At 69.2% G+C, this 15677-nt stretch carries 12 protein-coding genes; 6 read left to right on the forward strand and 6 right to left on the reverse strand.

What is annotated here, in order from left to right; genetic code table 11:
* Positions 1–71: 71 nt before the first annotated feature.
* From OG718_RS39820 to OG718_RS39830, 3 genes are read left to right on the forward strand one after another with little or no spacing between them, the layout of a single operon-like run.
* Complete coding sequence (locus tag OG718_RS39820; protein ID WP_328846489.1) at positions 72–1391, forward strand: ABC transporter substrate-binding protein; 1320 nt, start codon at positions 72–74, stop codon at positions 1389–1391.
* 5 nt (positions 1392–1396) lie between these two features.
* Positions 1397–2761 carry a carbohydrate ABC transporter permease gene (locus OG718_RS39825; protein WP_328846490.1) on the forward strand — a complete coding sequence of 455 codons (1365 nt, stop codon included), beginning with the start codon at positions 1397–1399 and terminating at the stop codon, positions 2759–2761.
* Positions 2758–3597, forward strand: a complete 840-nt coding sequence (locus tag OG718_RS39830) for a carbohydrate ABC transporter permease (protein WP_328846491.1) — start codon at positions 2758–2760, stop codon at positions 3595–3597. The genes OG718_RS39825 and OG718_RS39830 overlap by 4 nt, the downstream gene beginning before the upstream one ends.
* Before the next feature lie 73 nt (positions 3598–3670).
* Here OG718_RS39830 and OG718_RS39835 read toward each other — a convergent pair whose 3' ends face one another.
* From OG718_RS39835 to tkt, 6 genes are all read right to left on the reverse strand, one after another.
* A complete protein-coding gene (locus OG718_RS39835) occupies positions 3671–5467 on the reverse strand; it encodes a coagulation factor 5/8 type domain-containing protein (RefSeq protein WP_328846492.1) in 1797 nt (598 codons plus the stop codon).
* A gap of 412 nt (positions 5468–5879) precedes the next feature.
* A complete protein-coding gene (pgl, locus tag OG718_RS39840) occupies positions 5880–6662 on the reverse strand; it encodes a 6-phosphogluconolactonase (protein ID WP_306940608.1) in 783 nt (260 codons plus the stop codon).
* Positions 6659–7798, reverse strand: coding sequence for a glucose-6-phosphate dehydrogenase assembly protein OpcA (opcA, locus tag OG718_RS39845; protein WP_328846493.1), 1140 nt, complete (start codon positions 7796–7798; stop codon positions 6659–6661). The genes pgl and opcA overlap by 4 nt, the downstream gene beginning before the upstream one ends.
* A complete protein-coding gene (gene zwf, locus OG718_RS39850) occupies positions 7795–9318 on the reverse strand; it encodes a glucose-6-phosphate dehydrogenase (RefSeq protein ID WP_143637411.1) in 1524 nt (507 codons plus the stop codon). Before zwf ends, opcA begins: the two co-directional genes overlap by 4 nt.
* A gap of 4 nt (positions 9319–9322) precedes the next feature.
* Positions 9323–10441 (reverse strand): transaldolase, encoded by a 1119-nt coding sequence (tal, locus tag OG718_RS39855; protein WP_328846494.1) that lies wholly within the window; start codon positions 10439–10441, stop codon positions 9323–9325.
* Between the two features lie 34 nt (positions 10442–10475).
* Positions 10476–12563, reverse strand: coding sequence for a transketolase (gene tkt, locus OG718_RS39860; RefSeq protein WP_143637404.1), 2088 nt, complete (start codon positions 12561–12563; stop codon positions 10476–10478).
* Between the two features lie 355 nt (positions 12564–12918).
* Here tkt and OG718_RS39865 point away from each other — a divergent pair, with 355 nt between their 5' ends.
* From OG718_RS39865 to OG718_RS39875, 3 genes are all read left to right on the forward strand, one after another.
* Positions 12919–13884, forward strand: coding sequence for a heme o synthase (locus OG718_RS39865; RefSeq protein ID WP_186001194.1), 966 nt, complete (start codon positions 12919–12921; stop codon positions 13882–13884).
* 107 nt (positions 13885–13991) lie between these two features.
* Positions 13992–14348 carry a hypothetical protein gene (locus tag OG718_RS39870; RefSeq protein ID WP_143637398.1) on the forward strand — a complete coding sequence of 119 codons (357 nt, stop codon included), beginning with the start codon at positions 13992–13994 and terminating at the stop codon, positions 14346–14348.
* A gap of 221 nt (positions 14349–14569) precedes the next feature.
* Complete coding sequence (locus OG718_RS39875) at positions 14570–15676, forward strand: amidohydrolase family protein (protein ID WP_143637395.1); 1107 nt, start codon at positions 14570–14572, stop codon at positions 15674–15676.
* Position 15677: the final 1 nt, after the last annotated feature.

The following is a 15677-nucleotide window of genomic DNA, read 5'->3' on the forward strand; positions in this document are numbered from 1 at the left end:
GCAGCCGACTCCTGCATCACCCAATTCGGCTGACTGCCCGTCAATTCCCCTGCCCTCGAAGGACATCAACGATGATGCGACGACGTACGACCCTGCTCACGGGCTGCATAGCCCTGTCCCTCGGTGCCACGGCCTGCGGAGGCGGCCCCGTCTCGGCGGGCGGTGGCGACAAGCCGCTCAGCGGCCAGACGATCAACGTGGCCGGCGTATGGTCCGGCAGCGAGCAGAAGAACTTCCAGAAGGTCCTGGACGCGTTCACCGAGAAGACCGGCGCCAAGACCCAGTTCACCTCCACCGGTGACAACGTCTCGACGGTCGTCGGCAGCAAGATCGAGGGCGGCAACGCCCCCGACGTGGTGATGGTCCCGCAGGTCGGCGTGCTCCAGCAGTTCGCGAAGGAGGGCTGGCTCAAGCCGCTCTCCAAGACCGCCCAGAAGTCCGTCGGCAGCAACTACGCGAGCGTGTGGAAGAACTACGGCAGCGTCGACGGCACGCTGTACGGCCTCTACTTCAAGGCCGCCCACAAGTCGACCGTCTGGTACAGCCCCGACGCCCTCGACGAGGCGGGCGTCAAGACGCCGACGACGTACGACGCGATGCTGAAGGCCGGGCAGACCGTCTCGGAGTCGGGCCTCGCGGCCTTCTCCGTCGCCGGACAGGACGGCTGGACGCTCACCGACTGGTTCGAGAACGTCTACCTCTCGCAGGCAGGCCCCGAGAAGTACGACGCCCTGGCCGCCCACAGGATCAAGTGGACCGACCCGACCGTGGTCGAGGCCCTCACCACCCTCGGCAAGCTCTTCAAGGACAAGGAGCTGATAGCCGGCGGCCAGAAGGGCGCGCTGAACACCGACTTCCCCGGCTCCGTCGAGAAGGTCTTCGGGCCCGAGCCCACGGCCGGCATGGTCTACGAGGGCGACTTCGTGGCCGGCGTCGCCAAGGACCAGTTCGGCAGGAAGATCGGCGAGGACGCGGACTTCTTCCCCTTCCCGGCGGTCGGCGACGGCCAGGCGCCCGTGGTCAGCGGCGGCGACGCGGCCGTCGTCCTCAAGGACGGCAAGAGCCAGAAGGCCGCCATGGAGTTCCTGGAGTACCTCGCGACCCCCGAGGCCTCCGCCGTGTGGGCCGAGGTCGGCGGCTTCCTCTCCCCGAACAAGAAGCTCGACCTCGCCTCCTACGGCGACGACATCACCCGCGAGACCGCCAAGTCCCTGGTGGACGCCGGGGATTCGGTCCGCTTCGACATGTCGGACCAGGCCCCGGCCGCGTTCGGCGGCACCAAGGGCGCCGGCGAGTGGAAGCTCCTCCAGGACTTCCTGCGCGACCCGTCCGACCCGAAGGGGACCGCGGCCGAGCTGGAGAAGGCCGCCGCCAAGGCGTACCAGGACTGATCGCCGTGACCGCCACACTCCTGAAAGAGGCGAGCCCGCCGCCCGTCGCCCCGGCCGACCGCGACCGCAAGCGGCGTGCTCGGCGCCGGGCCCGGGTCATCGCCCTCGCGTTCGTCCTCCCCGCCCTGCTCCTGCTCGGCGCGCTCGTCGTCTACCCCGTGTTGTTCTCCGTGGGCCGCAGCTTCTTCGACGCCTCCGGCGACCGGTTCGTGGGCGGCGACAACTACACCGAGATGTTCCGCGACCCCGCCACGCTCAAGGCCGTCCGGAACACGGCCATCTGGGTCGTCGTCGCGCCGACGCTGCTCACCGGTCTCGGGCTCGTCCTCGCCGTCCTCGTCGAGAAGATCCGCTGGGCGACGGCGTTCAAGCTCCTGCTGTTCATGCCGATGGCCGTCTCCTTCCTCGCCGCGGGCATCATCTTCCGCCTCGCGTACGACGAGGACCCCGAGAAGGGCGTTCTGAACGCCGCCGCCGTCTCCGTGCACGACGCCTTCAAGGACGCGTCGTCGTACCCGAACGCCCGGGCCCGCGACGGCCAGGGCCTGACCAGGGCCGCCGACGGCTCGTACCGTACGACGGTCACCGCGTCCCCGGGCGACACCGTCGGGCTCGGCCTGGTGGGCGTACGCGCCGAGGACCTGCCGGGCGGCGCGCGACCCGCGTACCCGGCGGCGACCGGGAAGGCGTCGGCCGACGAACTGCGCGGGGTCGTCTACCTGGACTTCACGCGTGGCGGGGGAGGGGAGCAGGGCAAGGTCGACAGGACCGAGAGCGGGCTGCCGGAGATGAGGGTCGAGGCCGTGCGCGACGGCGCGGCGGTCGCGAGCGCCACCACCGCGGCCGACGGCTCCTTCCGCTTCCAGGGCCTCGATGCGGGCTCGTACACCGTGCGGCTGCCCGCCTCGAACTTCGCCCCGCCGTACGAGGGCGTCTCCTGGCTGGGCCCCGCCCTCGTCACGCCCGCCATCATCGGCGCGTACCTGTGGATCTGGACCGGCTTCGCCATGGTGCTGATCGGGGCCGGGCTCGCCGCCCTGCCGCGCGACGCGCTGGAGGCGGCCCGGATGGACGGCGCCAACGAGTGGCAGATCTTCCGCCGGATCACCGTGCCGCTGCTCGGGCCCGTCCTCACCGTGGTCTTCGTGACCCTGGTGATCAACGTGATGAAGGTCTTCGACCTCGTCTACATCATCGCGCCGGGCCCGGTGCAGGAGGACGCCACCGTGCTCGCCACCCAGATGTGGCTGGTGTCCTTCGGCGGCGGCAACAACCAGGGCCTGGGCAGTGCGCTGGGAGTGCTGCTCCTGCTTCTGGTCATTCCCGCCATGGTCTTCAACGTCCGCCGTTTCCGAGGGAGTCAGCGATGAACGCGATACGGCGGGGGCTCGCGAGCAGCCTCGTGCAGGCGTTCCTGGTGCTGGTCGGCCTGGTCTGGCTCACTCCGCTCGCCGGGCTGTTCCTGTCCTCGCTGCGGTCCGCCCAGGAGACCGCGACGGGCGGCTGGTGGACCTCTCTGGCATCCCCCGGGCAGCTGTCCTTCGACAACTACTCGGCGCTGCTGGGCAATTCGGGGATGACGCAGGCGTTCTGGAACACGGTGCTGATCTCGGTGCCGACCACACTCCTGGTCGTCGTCATCGCCGCGCTCGCCGGGTACGCCTTCGCCTGGCTGGACTTCCCCGGCCGTGACCCCCTTTTCCTCCTGGTGGTCGCGCTGTTGGTGGTGCCCGTGCAGATCGGTCTGCTGCCGGTGGCCAAACTCTTCGGGGAGCTGGGGCTGTTCGGCACGATTCCCGGAGTCGTGTTGTTCCACGTCTCGTACGGGCTGCCGTTCGCGATCTTCCTGCTGCGCAACTACTTCGCCGAGATGCCGAAGGAGATGCTGGAGGCGGCTCGGATGGACGGGGGTGGGGAGTGGCGGATCTTCACGCGGCTCGTGCTGCCGGTCGGGCGTCCGGCCATCGCCAGCCTTGCCATCTTCCAGTTCCTGTGGGTCTGGAACGACATGCTGGTCGCGCTGCTCTTCGCCGACAGTTCCTCGCAGCCGTTGACGGTTGAACTCCAGTCGCAGATCCGGCAGTTCGGCAGCAACATCGATGTGCTCGCGCCTGGGGCGTTTCTGTCGCTCGTGGTGCCGGTGGTGGTGTTCTTCGCCTTCCAGAAGCACTTTGTGCAGGGGGTTATGGCGGGGTCGGTGAAGTGAGGTCCCTCGGGAGGCGGGGGTGGGGGTGGATTTCCTGCCCCCGCCCCCCTGCCGGTCCCTCACGGTGGTCCGGTCACGGGTACGAGGTCACCACGGACGGCACCGTGTTCGATCCCGAGGTCGGCGAGCCCGTGTCGTTGATGACGCGCTCGTACTGACCCTGACCGCCCAGTGAGATGACCATGATGTTGTGGAACTTCACGTTCGGATTGACCGGCGTCGCGAATCCGTGGTGCTGGAGGATCGCCGGATTGACGTTGTAGTAGCAGTAGCTGCCCATGCCCCATGCCTCGTGCGTGGTCACGGAGTCGGCGACCTTGTAGGCCGCGTACCCCTTCATCGTGCCGTTCTGGATGGCGGCCTGGTTCGGGGCGTCGTACGCCTTCTCGTTCTGGAAGAAGATGGTGCGTCCGCCCTGGCCGTACCACTGGACGTCGTACTTGTTGAAGTGCTCGACGAACAGCCCGGTGGCCAGCACGTCGTTGCCGTTGACGCGGACGCCGTAGTCGGCCCGGTTGGTCTCCCAGCCGACTCCGGCGCCGTGGTCGGCGCGCCAGACCCAGGTGTGGTCGATGATCGTGTGGCGGCTGTTGATCACCATGCTGGTGGTGGCCTTGCCGGCGCCCGCGCCGCCGATGCGGATGAAGACGTCCTGCACCGTGGTCGGGTTGACGGAGTGGTCGGCCGAAGCGCCGGTGGGGCCGACCTCAAGGAGCGTGGCGGAGTTGACGGGCCCGGCGTCGATGAGGAAGCCCGCGAGGCGGACGCCGCCGACATCGGCCACCTTGAGCGCGGTGACACCGTTGTCCGGGATCAGAGTGGCGTAACCGAGGCCGAGGACCACGGTGTTGGCACGGTTGACCTGGATCGGCTGGTCGAGGTGGTAGATCCCCGGCGTCAGCAGCAGATGGAGGCCTTGCGTGAGTGCCTCGTTGAGGGTGGCGGCGGTGACGCCGGGCTTCGCCACGTAGAACTGCGTCAGCGCCAGTGACGTACCGCGAGGCGTGCCGTTTCCCCAGGTGGTGCCGCGCGCGTTGACGCGCTTCTCCGGCAGGAAGACGCGGTACTCCGTGCCGTTGAGGTAGAGGAACGGCTTCTCGCGGGAGATCGGCGTGGTGTTGAGCGTGGTGTACGGCGGGTTCGGGAAGGTCTGCGCCGGGGCGCCCTCGACGCCCGAGAACACCATGTTCCAGACGGCGTTGAGCCAGCCGCCCACAAAGCTGTCGCGGGTGTACCACTGCTGCTGCGAGTACGGACCGACCGTGCCGTCGATGCGGCTGTCGGCGATGTAGCCGCCGCTGGCCCAGCCGTAGCCGTCGGGGGAGAGGTTGAGACCGCCCCGGATGTGCATGCGCCGGAACGGGGCGGCCTGCGCGACCGCCCAGCGGTTGGTGCCGTTGACCGGGGTGAGGGCGAGGTTCTCCGCCGAACGCCAGAAGTTCTGGGTGGCGTTGCCGTTGAACCAGCCCGCGTCAACGGTGACGTCCCCGTTGATCGAGGTGTCGTCGGGAGACAGGCCGAGCCCGGCGATGGAGGTGTAGAAGCCGAGTTGGGCGTTGAGCCCGCTGTACGTGCCCGGCTTGAACAGCAGTTGATAGCGGCCCGTGCCGAACTGCGCCGTCTCCTGCTGGGCGAATATCTGGTCCAGCTTGGCCTGGATGCCGGAGGTGGACGGGTCGAAGACGATGACGTTCGGGCCGAGATCGCCACCTCCCGGCAGGGCTCGGGCGCGGGCGGGAGCGGCGGATGCCGACGACGACAGGGCGAGCAGCCCTGGCGCGGCTGCCGCCGCGGCCACGGCGCCGAGAACCGACCGGCGGGCGAGGGGAGTTCTGCCGGAGGACGAGGAATCTGTGGGGGAAAGGCTCATGGGGGGCGACACTCCTGGTTCATGAAATGAACGGTGGGGGGTTCTGGGAGCGCTCTCTCGCCGATGAATGCTTCATCCACGTGAACCACACGTCAAGAGTTGTGACCGGAGTCCGTAGATGCTGTTACTGAGTGAACATCAACTGATCTCGCCGTTTCGATTGAGATGAGACCTGAAGCGGGGAGGGAGACGTAAGTGCCTTCTGGGCTGGGAGAGATGAACCTTGTCGAGGGGTTCTGTCGGTCCAGCGACTGGCCGCTCATCTCGTACGCCCCAACCTCAATCGCGTACCGAGTCACGAGCCCCTCCGGCGTTTGAGGAGCGGGGGTTCGGGGGCTGGCCCCCGAGTAAGTGACGGGAATGGGTAAGGGCGGCGGGGGCGAAATAACGCCCCCGCCGCCCCCACCACCCGTCAGGGTGAAGCCGGCGGATACAGCGAGCGCGGCAGCTGGGACGCGGCGGCGGCGTCCAAAAGCCACAGGGTGCGGCGGCGGCCGCGTGCACCCGCCGCCGGGGCCTGGATCTCACCGGCGCCCGAGAGGGCGATCGCCGCAGCCCGCGCCTTGTCCTCACCCGCCGCGAGCAGCCACACCTCCCGCGCCGCCCGGATCGCGGGCAGCGTGAGGGTGACACGGGTCGGCGGCGGCTTGGGGGCACCGTGCACCCCCACCACAGTCCGCTCCGTCTCGCGGACCGCGGGCAGCTCGGGGAAGAGCGACGCCACATGCGTGTCCGGACCGACGCCGAGCATCAGCACGTCGAAGGACGGCACCGGACCGTGGTTCTCCGGCCCGGCGGCCTCGGCGAGTTCGGCCGCGTAGGCCTCCGCCGCCGCGTCCGCGTCCTTGCCGAAGGGCCCGTCCGACGCGGGCATGGCATGCACGCGCTTGGGATCAAGCGGCACCGAGTCGAGCAGCGCCTCACGGGCCTGGGTGACATTGCGCTCGGGGTCGCCCTCGGGCAGGAACCGCTCGTCGCCCCACCACAGTTCGAGCCGGCCCCAGTCGATGGCGTCCCGGGCGGGCGCGGTCGCGAGCGCCGCGAGGAGCCCGTTGCCGTTGCGGCCGCCGGTCAGCACGACCGAGGCGTAACCGCGCGAGGCCTGCGCGTCCACGACCTTCGTGATGAGCCGGGCCGCGGCGGCCTGGGCCATCAGTTCCTTGTCCCGGTGAACCACCAGCTGGGGAGTAGTCATGGCGAGTCCGCCTTCTTGACCGGGGGCATCTGGGCCGGAGTCGGACGGCCGGTGTCACTGTCGCCCACCGGGGAGGCGGGCAGAGCCGGTGCGGACGTCCGGGCCGGGGCCGCCGGCTCCGCCGCAGCCTCCGAGTCCGGCACCTTCTGCCGGACCGGCAGCGACTCCGGGCCGCGAACGGACGCCTCGGCCCGCTGCGTGGCCGACGGGATCCCGCCCAGCCGGTCCACCCCGAAACGCAGCGCGGACGCGTACGTGTCGTCCGGATCGAGCCTGCGCAGCTCCTCCGCGAGCAACTCCGACGTCTCACGCCGCTTGAGAGCCACCGCGCGGTCCGGCTGGCCGGGCAGCGCCAGCGTGGCCATCGCCCCGTCCGACCGGTGCAGGGTGATGGGGCCGCCGGTCGTCTCCAGCCGCACCTGGGTCAGGCCCGGACCGGCGGAGACCGCGCGCCGGACGTGCACGTGAAGGCGGTCGGCGAGCCACATGGCGAGCAGTTCGACGCTCGGGTTGGACTCCTCGCCCGCCACCTCGACGGAGACGACCTCGCAGTCGATCTGGTCGAGGGCGGCGGCCAGCATCGAGCGCCACGGGGTGATCCGGGCCCAGGCCAGATCGGTGTCGCCCGGTTCGTAGCTCTCGGCCCGGGACCGCAGCTCCTCGACGGGCTTCTCGGCCGCGTAGCTGTCGGTGACCCGGCGCTGGCCCAGTGCGCCGAGCGGGTCGTTGGCAGGGTCGCGCGGGGCGTCCACCGACCACCAGACCACCACCGGCGCGTCCGGCAGCAGCAGCGGCAGGACGACGGACTGGGCGTGGTCGGAGACCTCGCCGTACAGCCGCAGGACGACCGTCTCGCCGGTGCCCGCGTCCGCGCCGACCCGCACCTCGGCGTCCAGACGTGACTTCGTGCGGTCGCGGGGCGAACGCGAGACGCGCTTGATCACCACGAGCGTGCGCGAGGGATGCTCGCGCGAGGCGTCGTTGGCGGCGCGCAGGGCGTCGTACGCGTTCTCCTCGTCGGTGACGATGACGAGGGTGAGGACCATCCCGACGGCGGGGGTGCCGATGGCCCGGCGGCCCTTCACGAGCGCCTTGTTGATCTTGCTGGCAGTGGTGTCCGTGAGATCTATCTTCATGGGCGACGCCAGCTCCGTCCGTCTCGCTTGAGCATTTCGTCCGCCTCGACGGGGCCCCACGTTCCGGACGGGTACTGCGCGGGCTTGCCGTGCTTGTCCCAGTACTCCTCGATCGGGTCGAGGATCTTCCAGGACAGCTCGACCTCCTCGGTGCGCGGGAAGAGGTTCGAGTCGCCCAGGAGGACGTCCAGGATCAGGCGCTCGTACGCTTCCGGACTCGACTCCGTGAAGGACTCGCCGTACGCGAAGTCCATCGACACGTCCCGGATCTCCATGGAGGTGCCGGGCACCTTGGAGCCGAAGCGGACCGTGATGCCCTCGTCGGGCTGGACGCGGATGACGATCGCGTTCTGGCCCAGCTCCTCCGTCGCCGTGTGGTCGAAGGGGGAGTGCGGCGCACGCTGGAACACGACCGCGATCTCGGTGACGCGGCGGCCCAGGCGCTTGCCCGTACGGAGGTAGAACGGGACGCCCGCCCAGCGGCGGTTGTCCACCTCCACCTTGATCGCCGCGTAGGTGTCGGTCTTCGACTTGGGGTCGATACCGTCTTCCTGGAGGTAGCCGACGGCCTTCTCGCCGCCCTGCCAGCCCTCGGCGTACTGACCGCGGACCGTGCTCTCGCCCAGGTCCCGCGGCAGCTTCACCGCGCCGAGGACCTTGGTCTTCTCGGCGGCGAGCGCGTCCGCGTCGAAGGAGGAGGGCTCCTCCATGGCCGTGAGGGCCATCAGCTGGAGCAGGTGGTTCTGGATGACGTCACGGGCGGCGCCGATGCCGTCGTAGTAGCCGGCGCGGCCGCCGATGCCGATGTCCTCGGCCATCGTGATCTGTACGTGGTCCACGAAGGACCGGTTCCAGATCGGCTCGAACATCTGGTTGGCGAAGCGCAGCGCCAGGATGTTCTGGACGGTCTCCTTGCCCAGGTAGTGGTCGATGCGGAAGACCTGGTCGGGGGCGAAGACCTCCTCGACGGTCGTGTTGAGATCCTCGGCCGACTTGAGGTCGTGGCCGAAGGGCTTCTCGATGACCGCGCGCCGCCAGGAACCGCTCGACTGGTCCGCCAGACCGTGCTTCTTCAGCTGCCGGATGACCACCGGGAAGGCGCCCGGCGGTACGGAGAGATAGAAGGCGAAGTTGCCGCCCGTCCCCTGCGCCTTGTCCAGCTCGCCGATCGTCTCGCGCAGCCGCTCGAACGCGTCGTCGTCGTCGAAGGTGCCCTGGACGAAGCGCATCCCCTGGATGAGCTGCTGCCAGACCTCCTCACGGAACGGCGTACGGGCGTGCTCCTTGACGGCGTCGTGGACCTCCTGGGCGAAGTCCTCGTTCTGCCATTCACGCCGGGCGAAGCCGACGAGCGAGAAGCCCGGAGGCAGCAGACCGCGGTTGGCAAGGTCATAAACAGCAGGCATCAACTTTTTACGGGACAAATCGCCCGTGACCCCGAAGATGACGAGGCCCGACGGCCCCGCGATACGCGGGAGCCGTCGGTCCGCCGGGTCACGCAGCGGATTGCTGCTTGACAAGATTTCAGCCCTCCGAGGGGGCGAGGCGCGCGAGCTCTGCCTCGGTCGACTTGAGCAGGTCGTTCCAGGACGCCTCGAACTTCTCGACGCCCTCGTCCTCCAGGAGCTGGACCACGTCGTCGTACGAGATCCCGAGCTTCTCGACCGCGTCGAGCTCGGCACGGGACTGCTCGTACGTACCGGCGATGGTGTTGCCGGTGATCCTGCCGTGGTCCTCGGCGGCGACCAGGGTCGCCTCCGGCATGGTGTTCACCGTGTTCGGCGCGACCAGGTCGTCGACGTACAGGGTGTCCTTGTAGGCCTTGTCCTTGACGCCGGTCGAGGCCCACAGCGGACGCTGCTTGTTGGCCTGCGCCTTGTCGAGGGCGGCCCAGCGGTCCGAGGAGAAGACCTCCTCGTACGCCTCGTAGGCCAGTCGCGCGTTGGCGAGACCCGCCTTGCCGCGGGCGGCCTTGGCCTCGGGGGTGCCGAGGGCGTCCAGCCGCTTGTCGATCTCGGTGTCCACACGGGACACGAAGAACGACGCCACCGAGTGGATGCCGGCCAGGTCGATCCCGGCGGCCTTGGCCTTCTCCAGGCCCGCGAGGTACGCGTCCATGACCTCGCGGTAGCGCTCCAGCGAGAAGATCAGCGTGACGTTGACGCTGATGCCCCGGCCGATCGTCTCGGTGATCGCGGGCAGGCCCGCCTTGGTCGCCGGGATCTTGATGAGCGTGTTCGGCCGGTCGACGAGCCAGGCCAGCTGCTTGGCCTCGGCGACGGTCGCCTGGGTGTTGTGCGCCAGGCGCGGGTCGACCTCGATGGAGACCCGGCCGTCCTGGCCCTGCGTGGAGTCGTAGACCGGGCGCAGGATGTCGGCGGCGTCACGGACGTCCGCCGTCGTGATCATGCGGATGGCCTCTTCGACGGTGACCTTGCGGGCGGCGAGGTCACTGAGCTGCTGCTCGTAACCGTCACCGCTGCTGATCGCCTTCTGGAAGATCGACGGGTTGGTGGTGACGCCCACGACGTGCTGCTGGTCGATCAGTTCGGCGAGGTTGCCGGACGTGATCCGCTTGCGCGACAGGTCGTCCAGCCAGATCGCGACGCCTTCCTCGGAGAGGCGCTTCAGTGCGTCTGTCATGGAAAATGCATCTCCTACGTGTCGTATGTCAGCGTCAGCGCTGGGCTGCGGCGATCGATTCCCGGGCGACGTTCGCGACGTTCTCGGCAGTGAACCCGAACTCCTGGAAGAGCACCTTGCCGTCGGCCGAAGCACCGAAGTGCTCCAGGGAAACGATGCGGCCGGCGTCCCCCACGTACTTGTGCCAGGTGAGACCGATACCGGCCTCGACCGCGACCCGTGCCCTCACGTTCGGCGGCAGGACGCTGTCCCGGTACCCCTGGTCCTGCTCCTCGAACCACTCCACGGAGGGCATGGACACGACCCTGGTCGGGGTGCCCGCGGCCTCCAGCTGCTCACGTGCGTCGACGGCCACGTGCACCTCGGAACCGGTCGCGATGAGAACGACCTCCGGGGTCCCGGTGGACGCCTCGAAGAGCACGTAACCACCCTTCGCCGCGTCCTCGTTGGCCTCGTACGTCGGTACGCCCTGACGAGTCAGCGCGAGGCCGTGCGGGGCACCCTTGCCGAAGACCTTGGTGTAGCGCCTGAGGATCTCGCGCCAGGCGATCGCGGTCTCGTTGGCGTCCGCCGGACGGACGACGTTGAGGCCCGGAATGGCGCGCAGCGAGGCGAGGTGCTCGACCGGCTGGTGCGTCGGGCCGTCCTCTCCAAGACCGATGGAGTCGTGGGTCCACACGTACGTCACCGGCAGGTGCATCAGCGCGGACAGGCGGACCGCGTTGCGCATGTAGTCGGAGAACACCAGGAAGGTGCCGCCGTAGATACGGGTGTTGCCGTGCAGCGCGATGCCGTTCATCTCCGCGGCCATGGAGTGCTCGCGGATACCGAAGTGGATCGTGCGCCCGTACGGGTTCGCCTCCGGCAGCGGGTTGTCCGCCGGGAGGAACGACGAGGTCTTGTCGATCGTCGTGTTGTTCGAGCCCGCCAGGTCGGCCGAGCCGCCCCACAGCTCGGGGATGACCGCGCCGAGCGCCTGGAGCACCTTGCCGGAGGCCGCACGCGTGGCGACGCCCTTGCCCGCCTCGAAGACCGGGAGCTTCTCCTCCCAGCCGGTGGGCAGCTCGGTCGCGGCGATGCGGTCGAACTCGGCGGCACGCTCGGCGTTGCCGTCGCGCCACTCCTGGAACGACTTCTCCCACTCCGCCTTGGCCTGACGGCCGCGCTCGCCCAGCGCGCGCGTGTGGGTGATGACCTCGTCGGAGACCTCGAAAGCCTTCTCCGGGTCGAAGCCCAGCACACGCTTCGTGGCCGCGACCTCGTCGTCGCCGAGCGCCGAGCCGTGCGCGGCCTCGGTGTTCTGCGCGTTCGGGGCCGGCCAGGCGATGATCGAGCGCATCGCGATGAACGACGGCTTGTCGGTCACCAGCTTCGCGGCCTCGATGGCGTCGTAGAGCGCGTGCGGGTCGAGGTCGCCGTCCGGCTTCGGGGCCACGCGCTGCACGTGCCAGCCGTACGCCTCGTACCGCTTGACCGTGTCCTCGGAGACGGCCGTCTCGGTGTCGCCCTCGATCGAGATGTGGTTGTCGTCCCACAGCAGGATCAGGTTGCCCAGCTGCTGGTGGCCGGCCATGGAGGACGCCTCCGCGGAGATGCCCTCCTGGAGGCAGCCGTCACCGGCGATCGCGTAGATGAAGTGGTCGAACGGGGAGGTGCCCTGGGCCGCCTCCGGGTCGAACAGACCACGCTCGTAGCGGGCGGCCATGGCCATGCCCACCGCGTTGGCGACACCCTGGCCGAGCGGCCCGGTGGTGGTCTCCACGCCGGGGGTGTGCCCGTACTCCGGGTGGCCCGGGGTGCGGGAGCCCCACGTCCTGAAGGACTTCAGGTCGTCCAGCTCCAGACCGAAGCCGGCCAGGTAGAGCTGGGTGTAGAGGGTCAGGGACGAATGACCGGCTGACAGCACGAAGCGGTCGCGGCCGGTCCAGTCGGGGTCCGCCGGATCGTGCCGCATCACCTTCTGGAAGAGGGTGTAGGCGGCGGGCGCCAGGCTCATCGCCGTACCCGGATGGCCGTTGCCGACCTTCTGTACGGCGTCGGCGGCCAGGATGCGGGCGGTGTCGACGGCCCGCTGGTCCAATTCGGTCCACTCGAGGTCTGTTGTGGTCGGCTTGGTGCTCACCCTGGGTCAGGGCTCCTCTCCACATGTTCCACATGTCGAATGCCGGTGCACGTCGCGCCCACCGGCTCGCTGTCGAGCCTACCCCCGTAGGAACGCGCATTTTTTCGAGTCATTCCAGACTGACGGGACTCTCCCTCTTCCGCCTCCCGACCGGCGCGTTCCGTGTTCGGCAAGTGAATACGGAGCCGCTCATCCGACTGCTCAACGCAATGCCGATCAGTCCTGCCCGGAGGCCTTTCAACACGACCCGACCCCCGCGAAGGCCGGGGTCTGGGCAACGTCTACAGTGGCGTGGTACGCGCGAGCCTTTACCGGGAGTTCACACCCGGAGCTCGCTGAAATGTCTCTGTCAGGGGTGTGCGTGACGGCCGTTGAATCCCGTCCTGCGGGAGTGCTCGGGACGAGTCAGGGCGCGAAGCGGGGCACGAACCACCGGCCGTTCTGGGCTCGGGTCAAGGCGTTCGTCGCTCTCACCAAGCCGCGGATCATCGAGCTGCTGCTGATCACCACCGTTCCGGTGATGTTCCTCGCGCAGCAGGGCGTGCCCGACCTGAAGCTGGTGCTCCTCACCTGTGTCGGCGGCTACCTCTCCGCGGGCGGAGCCAACGCCCTGAACATGTACATCGACCGTGACATCGACGCGCTCATGGAGCGCACCGCACAGCGTCCACTGGTCACCGGCATGGTCAGCCCACGCGAGTGCCTCGCCTTCGGCATCACGCTCGCGGTCGTCTCGACGCTGCTGTTCGGACTCGCCGTCAACTGGCTGTCCGCGTGGCTGTCGCTCGGAGCGCTCCTCTTCTACGTCGTCGTCTACACGATGATCCTCAAGCGTCGTACCTCTCAGAACATCGTCTGGGGCGGTATCGCCGGCTGCCTTCCGGTGCTCATCGGCTGGTCGTCCGTCACGAACTCCATGTCGTGGGCGCCGATCATCCTCTTCCTCGTCATGTTCTTCTGGACGCCGCCGCACTACTGGCCGCTCTCCATGAAGGTCAAGGCGGACTACGCGCGCGTGGGCGTTCCGATGCTGCCGGTCATCGCCTCCAACAAGGTCGTCGCGCGGCAGATCGTCCTCTACAGCTGGGCCATGGTCGCCGTCTCCCTGCTCCTGACGCCGCTCGGCTACACGGGCTGGTTCTACACGGTCGTCGCCGTCGTGACCGGCGGCTTCTGGCTCTGGGAAGCACACGGGCTGCAGACCCGGGCCAAGGACGGCGCCGTGGGCGCCAAGCTGAAAGAGATGCGCCTCTTCCACTGGTCCATCACTTACGTGTCGCTGCTGTTCGTGGCGGTCGCGGTGGACCCGTTCCTCCGCTGACCCCCGGCTGAGGGCCCCGCGCCCCCAAGGGCGCGGGGAACGGCGAGTGGCCAACCCCACGCACCACCCCCGTCGCCAGTGGATCTACCCGTCGGTAGCATCCTGGTATGGCAGACACCCAGCAGGTTGACGAGGGCGCGGGCGCCAAGCAGGACGCCAAGGCCGAGCGCCGGGCGGCGAAGCTCGCCAAGCAGATCTCCTCCTTCGCGCAGGCCCACGGCGGCGCCGAGGGACAGATCGCGTACATCGGCCAGAAGGGCGCCCGGATCGTCCTCGTCGGCGAGGACGGCGGCTGGGGCGACCTCGTGGCACCCACCTTCGCCATCGCCGAACAGGCCGTGAAGAAGTCCGGCATCACCGCCCACGACGACTTCGACGGCGAGTTCGCGAACAAGGTCAAGACGGGCCCGTACGAGTGGACCCGCATGGCAGGCATCCAGATCGGCGGCCCCACTAACAACTGACGCCAACCCCAGCGCCCCAAAGGGGCGCGGGGAACTGCGCGCCCAGCCACAACCGGCCCGCACGTCGGAACAAGCGGCACCCCCACCCGCAGCCCTCCAACCCGCACCCACCCGCAAAACCCACGGAGCGCTTCGCACGGGGTGTGGGTGCCCAACACCTGACACCCGGTTCACCCGTTAGGCCCTTCAATAAAGGCAGGGCCCATTCGCGGGGAGTCCGGATGATCGAAACGCCGTCGCTGGTGGATCAGTACTGCCACGGCGTGCTGCGGACGGAGCTGGGTCTCGGCACCTTCGAGGCCCACCTCGCCCGGGGCGAGGGCCCACCCGCCGCCGGGACCACGTTCTTCGACACACAGACGGGCTTCGCCGTACGCCGCTGGTGTCCGCCCCTGCTGGGCCTTGAGCCCCACTGCCCACCCGCCCGCTACCTCGCGCGACGCCGGGAACTCGGCGTCCTGGAGGCGGGGCGCAGGCTGCTGCGGGGGAGCGGGATCACGACCTATCTGGTCGACACCGGTCTGCCGGGCGATCTGACGGGGCCCGGCGAGATGGCCTCGACGGGAGCCGCGCACGCCCACGAGATCGTCCGGCTGGAGCCGCTCGCCGAGCAGGTCGCCGACACCTCCGGAACCGTCGACTCGTTCCTCGCCAACCTCGCCGAGTCGGTGCACGGGGCGGCCGCGAACGCCGTGGCCTTCACCTCGGTGGCGGGCTTACGGCACGGACTGGCGCTCGCGCCCGAACCGCCCGGGCCGGGAGAGGTGCGCGGCGCGGCGGGGCGGTGGCTGGCCGGGCGCCGGGTGGGCGGCGAACTGAGCGATCCGGTCCTGCTCAGGCATCTCCTGTGGATCGCGGTCGCCTCCGGCCTGCCGCTCCAGTTGCACGCGGGGCTCGGCGAGCCCGGCCTGCGCATCGACCGCAACGACCCGGTCCTGCTCACCGACTTCGCCCGTGCGACGGCCGGCCTCGGCACGGACCTGGTCCTGCTGCACGGCTACCCGTACCACCGCCACGCGGCGCATCTCGCGGGGGTCTTCCCGCATGTGTACGCCGATCTGGGCGCCGCCCTCGTCCGTACCGGGGCCCGCGCCTCCGCCGTCCTCTCCGAGATCCTGGAGCTCGCCCCCTTCGGCAAGCTCCTCTTCTCCAGTGGCGCACATGGTCTGCCCGAACTCCATGTGGTCGGAGCACGTCTCTTCCGTGAGGCGCTCGCCAAGGTGCTCGGCACCTGGGTGGCCGAGGGCGCATGGTCGCTGACCGACGCGCAACGGGTGGCGGGGCTCATCGCGGCGGGAAACGCGCGACGGGTGTACGGGGTGGAGTGAG

Origin of the sequence: Streptomyces sp. NBC_00258 (assembly GCF_036182465.1) — a bacterium.
In the GTDB taxonomy this organism is placed as follows: Bacteria; Actinomycetota; Actinomycetes; order Streptomycetales; family Streptomycetaceae; genus Streptomyces.

Coding starts and splice junctions, on each gene's coding strand:
- tal (WP_328846494.1), bottom strand. CDS start 10,441: ATGACAGACGCACTGAAGCGCCTCTCCGAGGAAGGCGTCGCGATCTGG.
- OG718_RS39875 (WP_143637395.1), top strand. CDS start 14,570: ATGATCGAAACGCCGTCGCTGGTGGATCAGTACTGCCACGGCGTGCTG.
- opcA (WP_328846493.1), bottom strand. CDS start 7,798: ATGAAGATAGATCTCACGGACACCACTGCCAGCAAGATCAACAAGGCG.
- OG718_RS39820 (WP_328846489.1), top strand. CDS start 72: ATGATGCGACGACGTACGACCCTGCTCACGGGCTGCATAGCCCTGTCC.
- OG718_RS39870 (WP_143637398.1), top strand. CDS start 13,992: ATGGCAGACACCCAGCAGGTTGACGAGGGCGCGGGCGCCAAGCAGGAC.
- pgl (WP_306940608.1), bottom strand. CDS start 6,662: ATGACTACTCCCCAGCTGGTGGTTCACCGGGACAAGGAACTGATGGCC.
- OG718_RS39830 (WP_328846491.1), top strand. CDS start 2,758: ATGAACGCGATACGGCGGGGGCTCGCGAGCAGCCTCGTGCAGGCGTTC.
- OG718_RS39835 (WP_328846492.1), bottom strand. CDS start 5,467: ATGAGCCTTTCCCCCACAGATTCCTCGTCCTCCGGCAGAACTCCCCTC.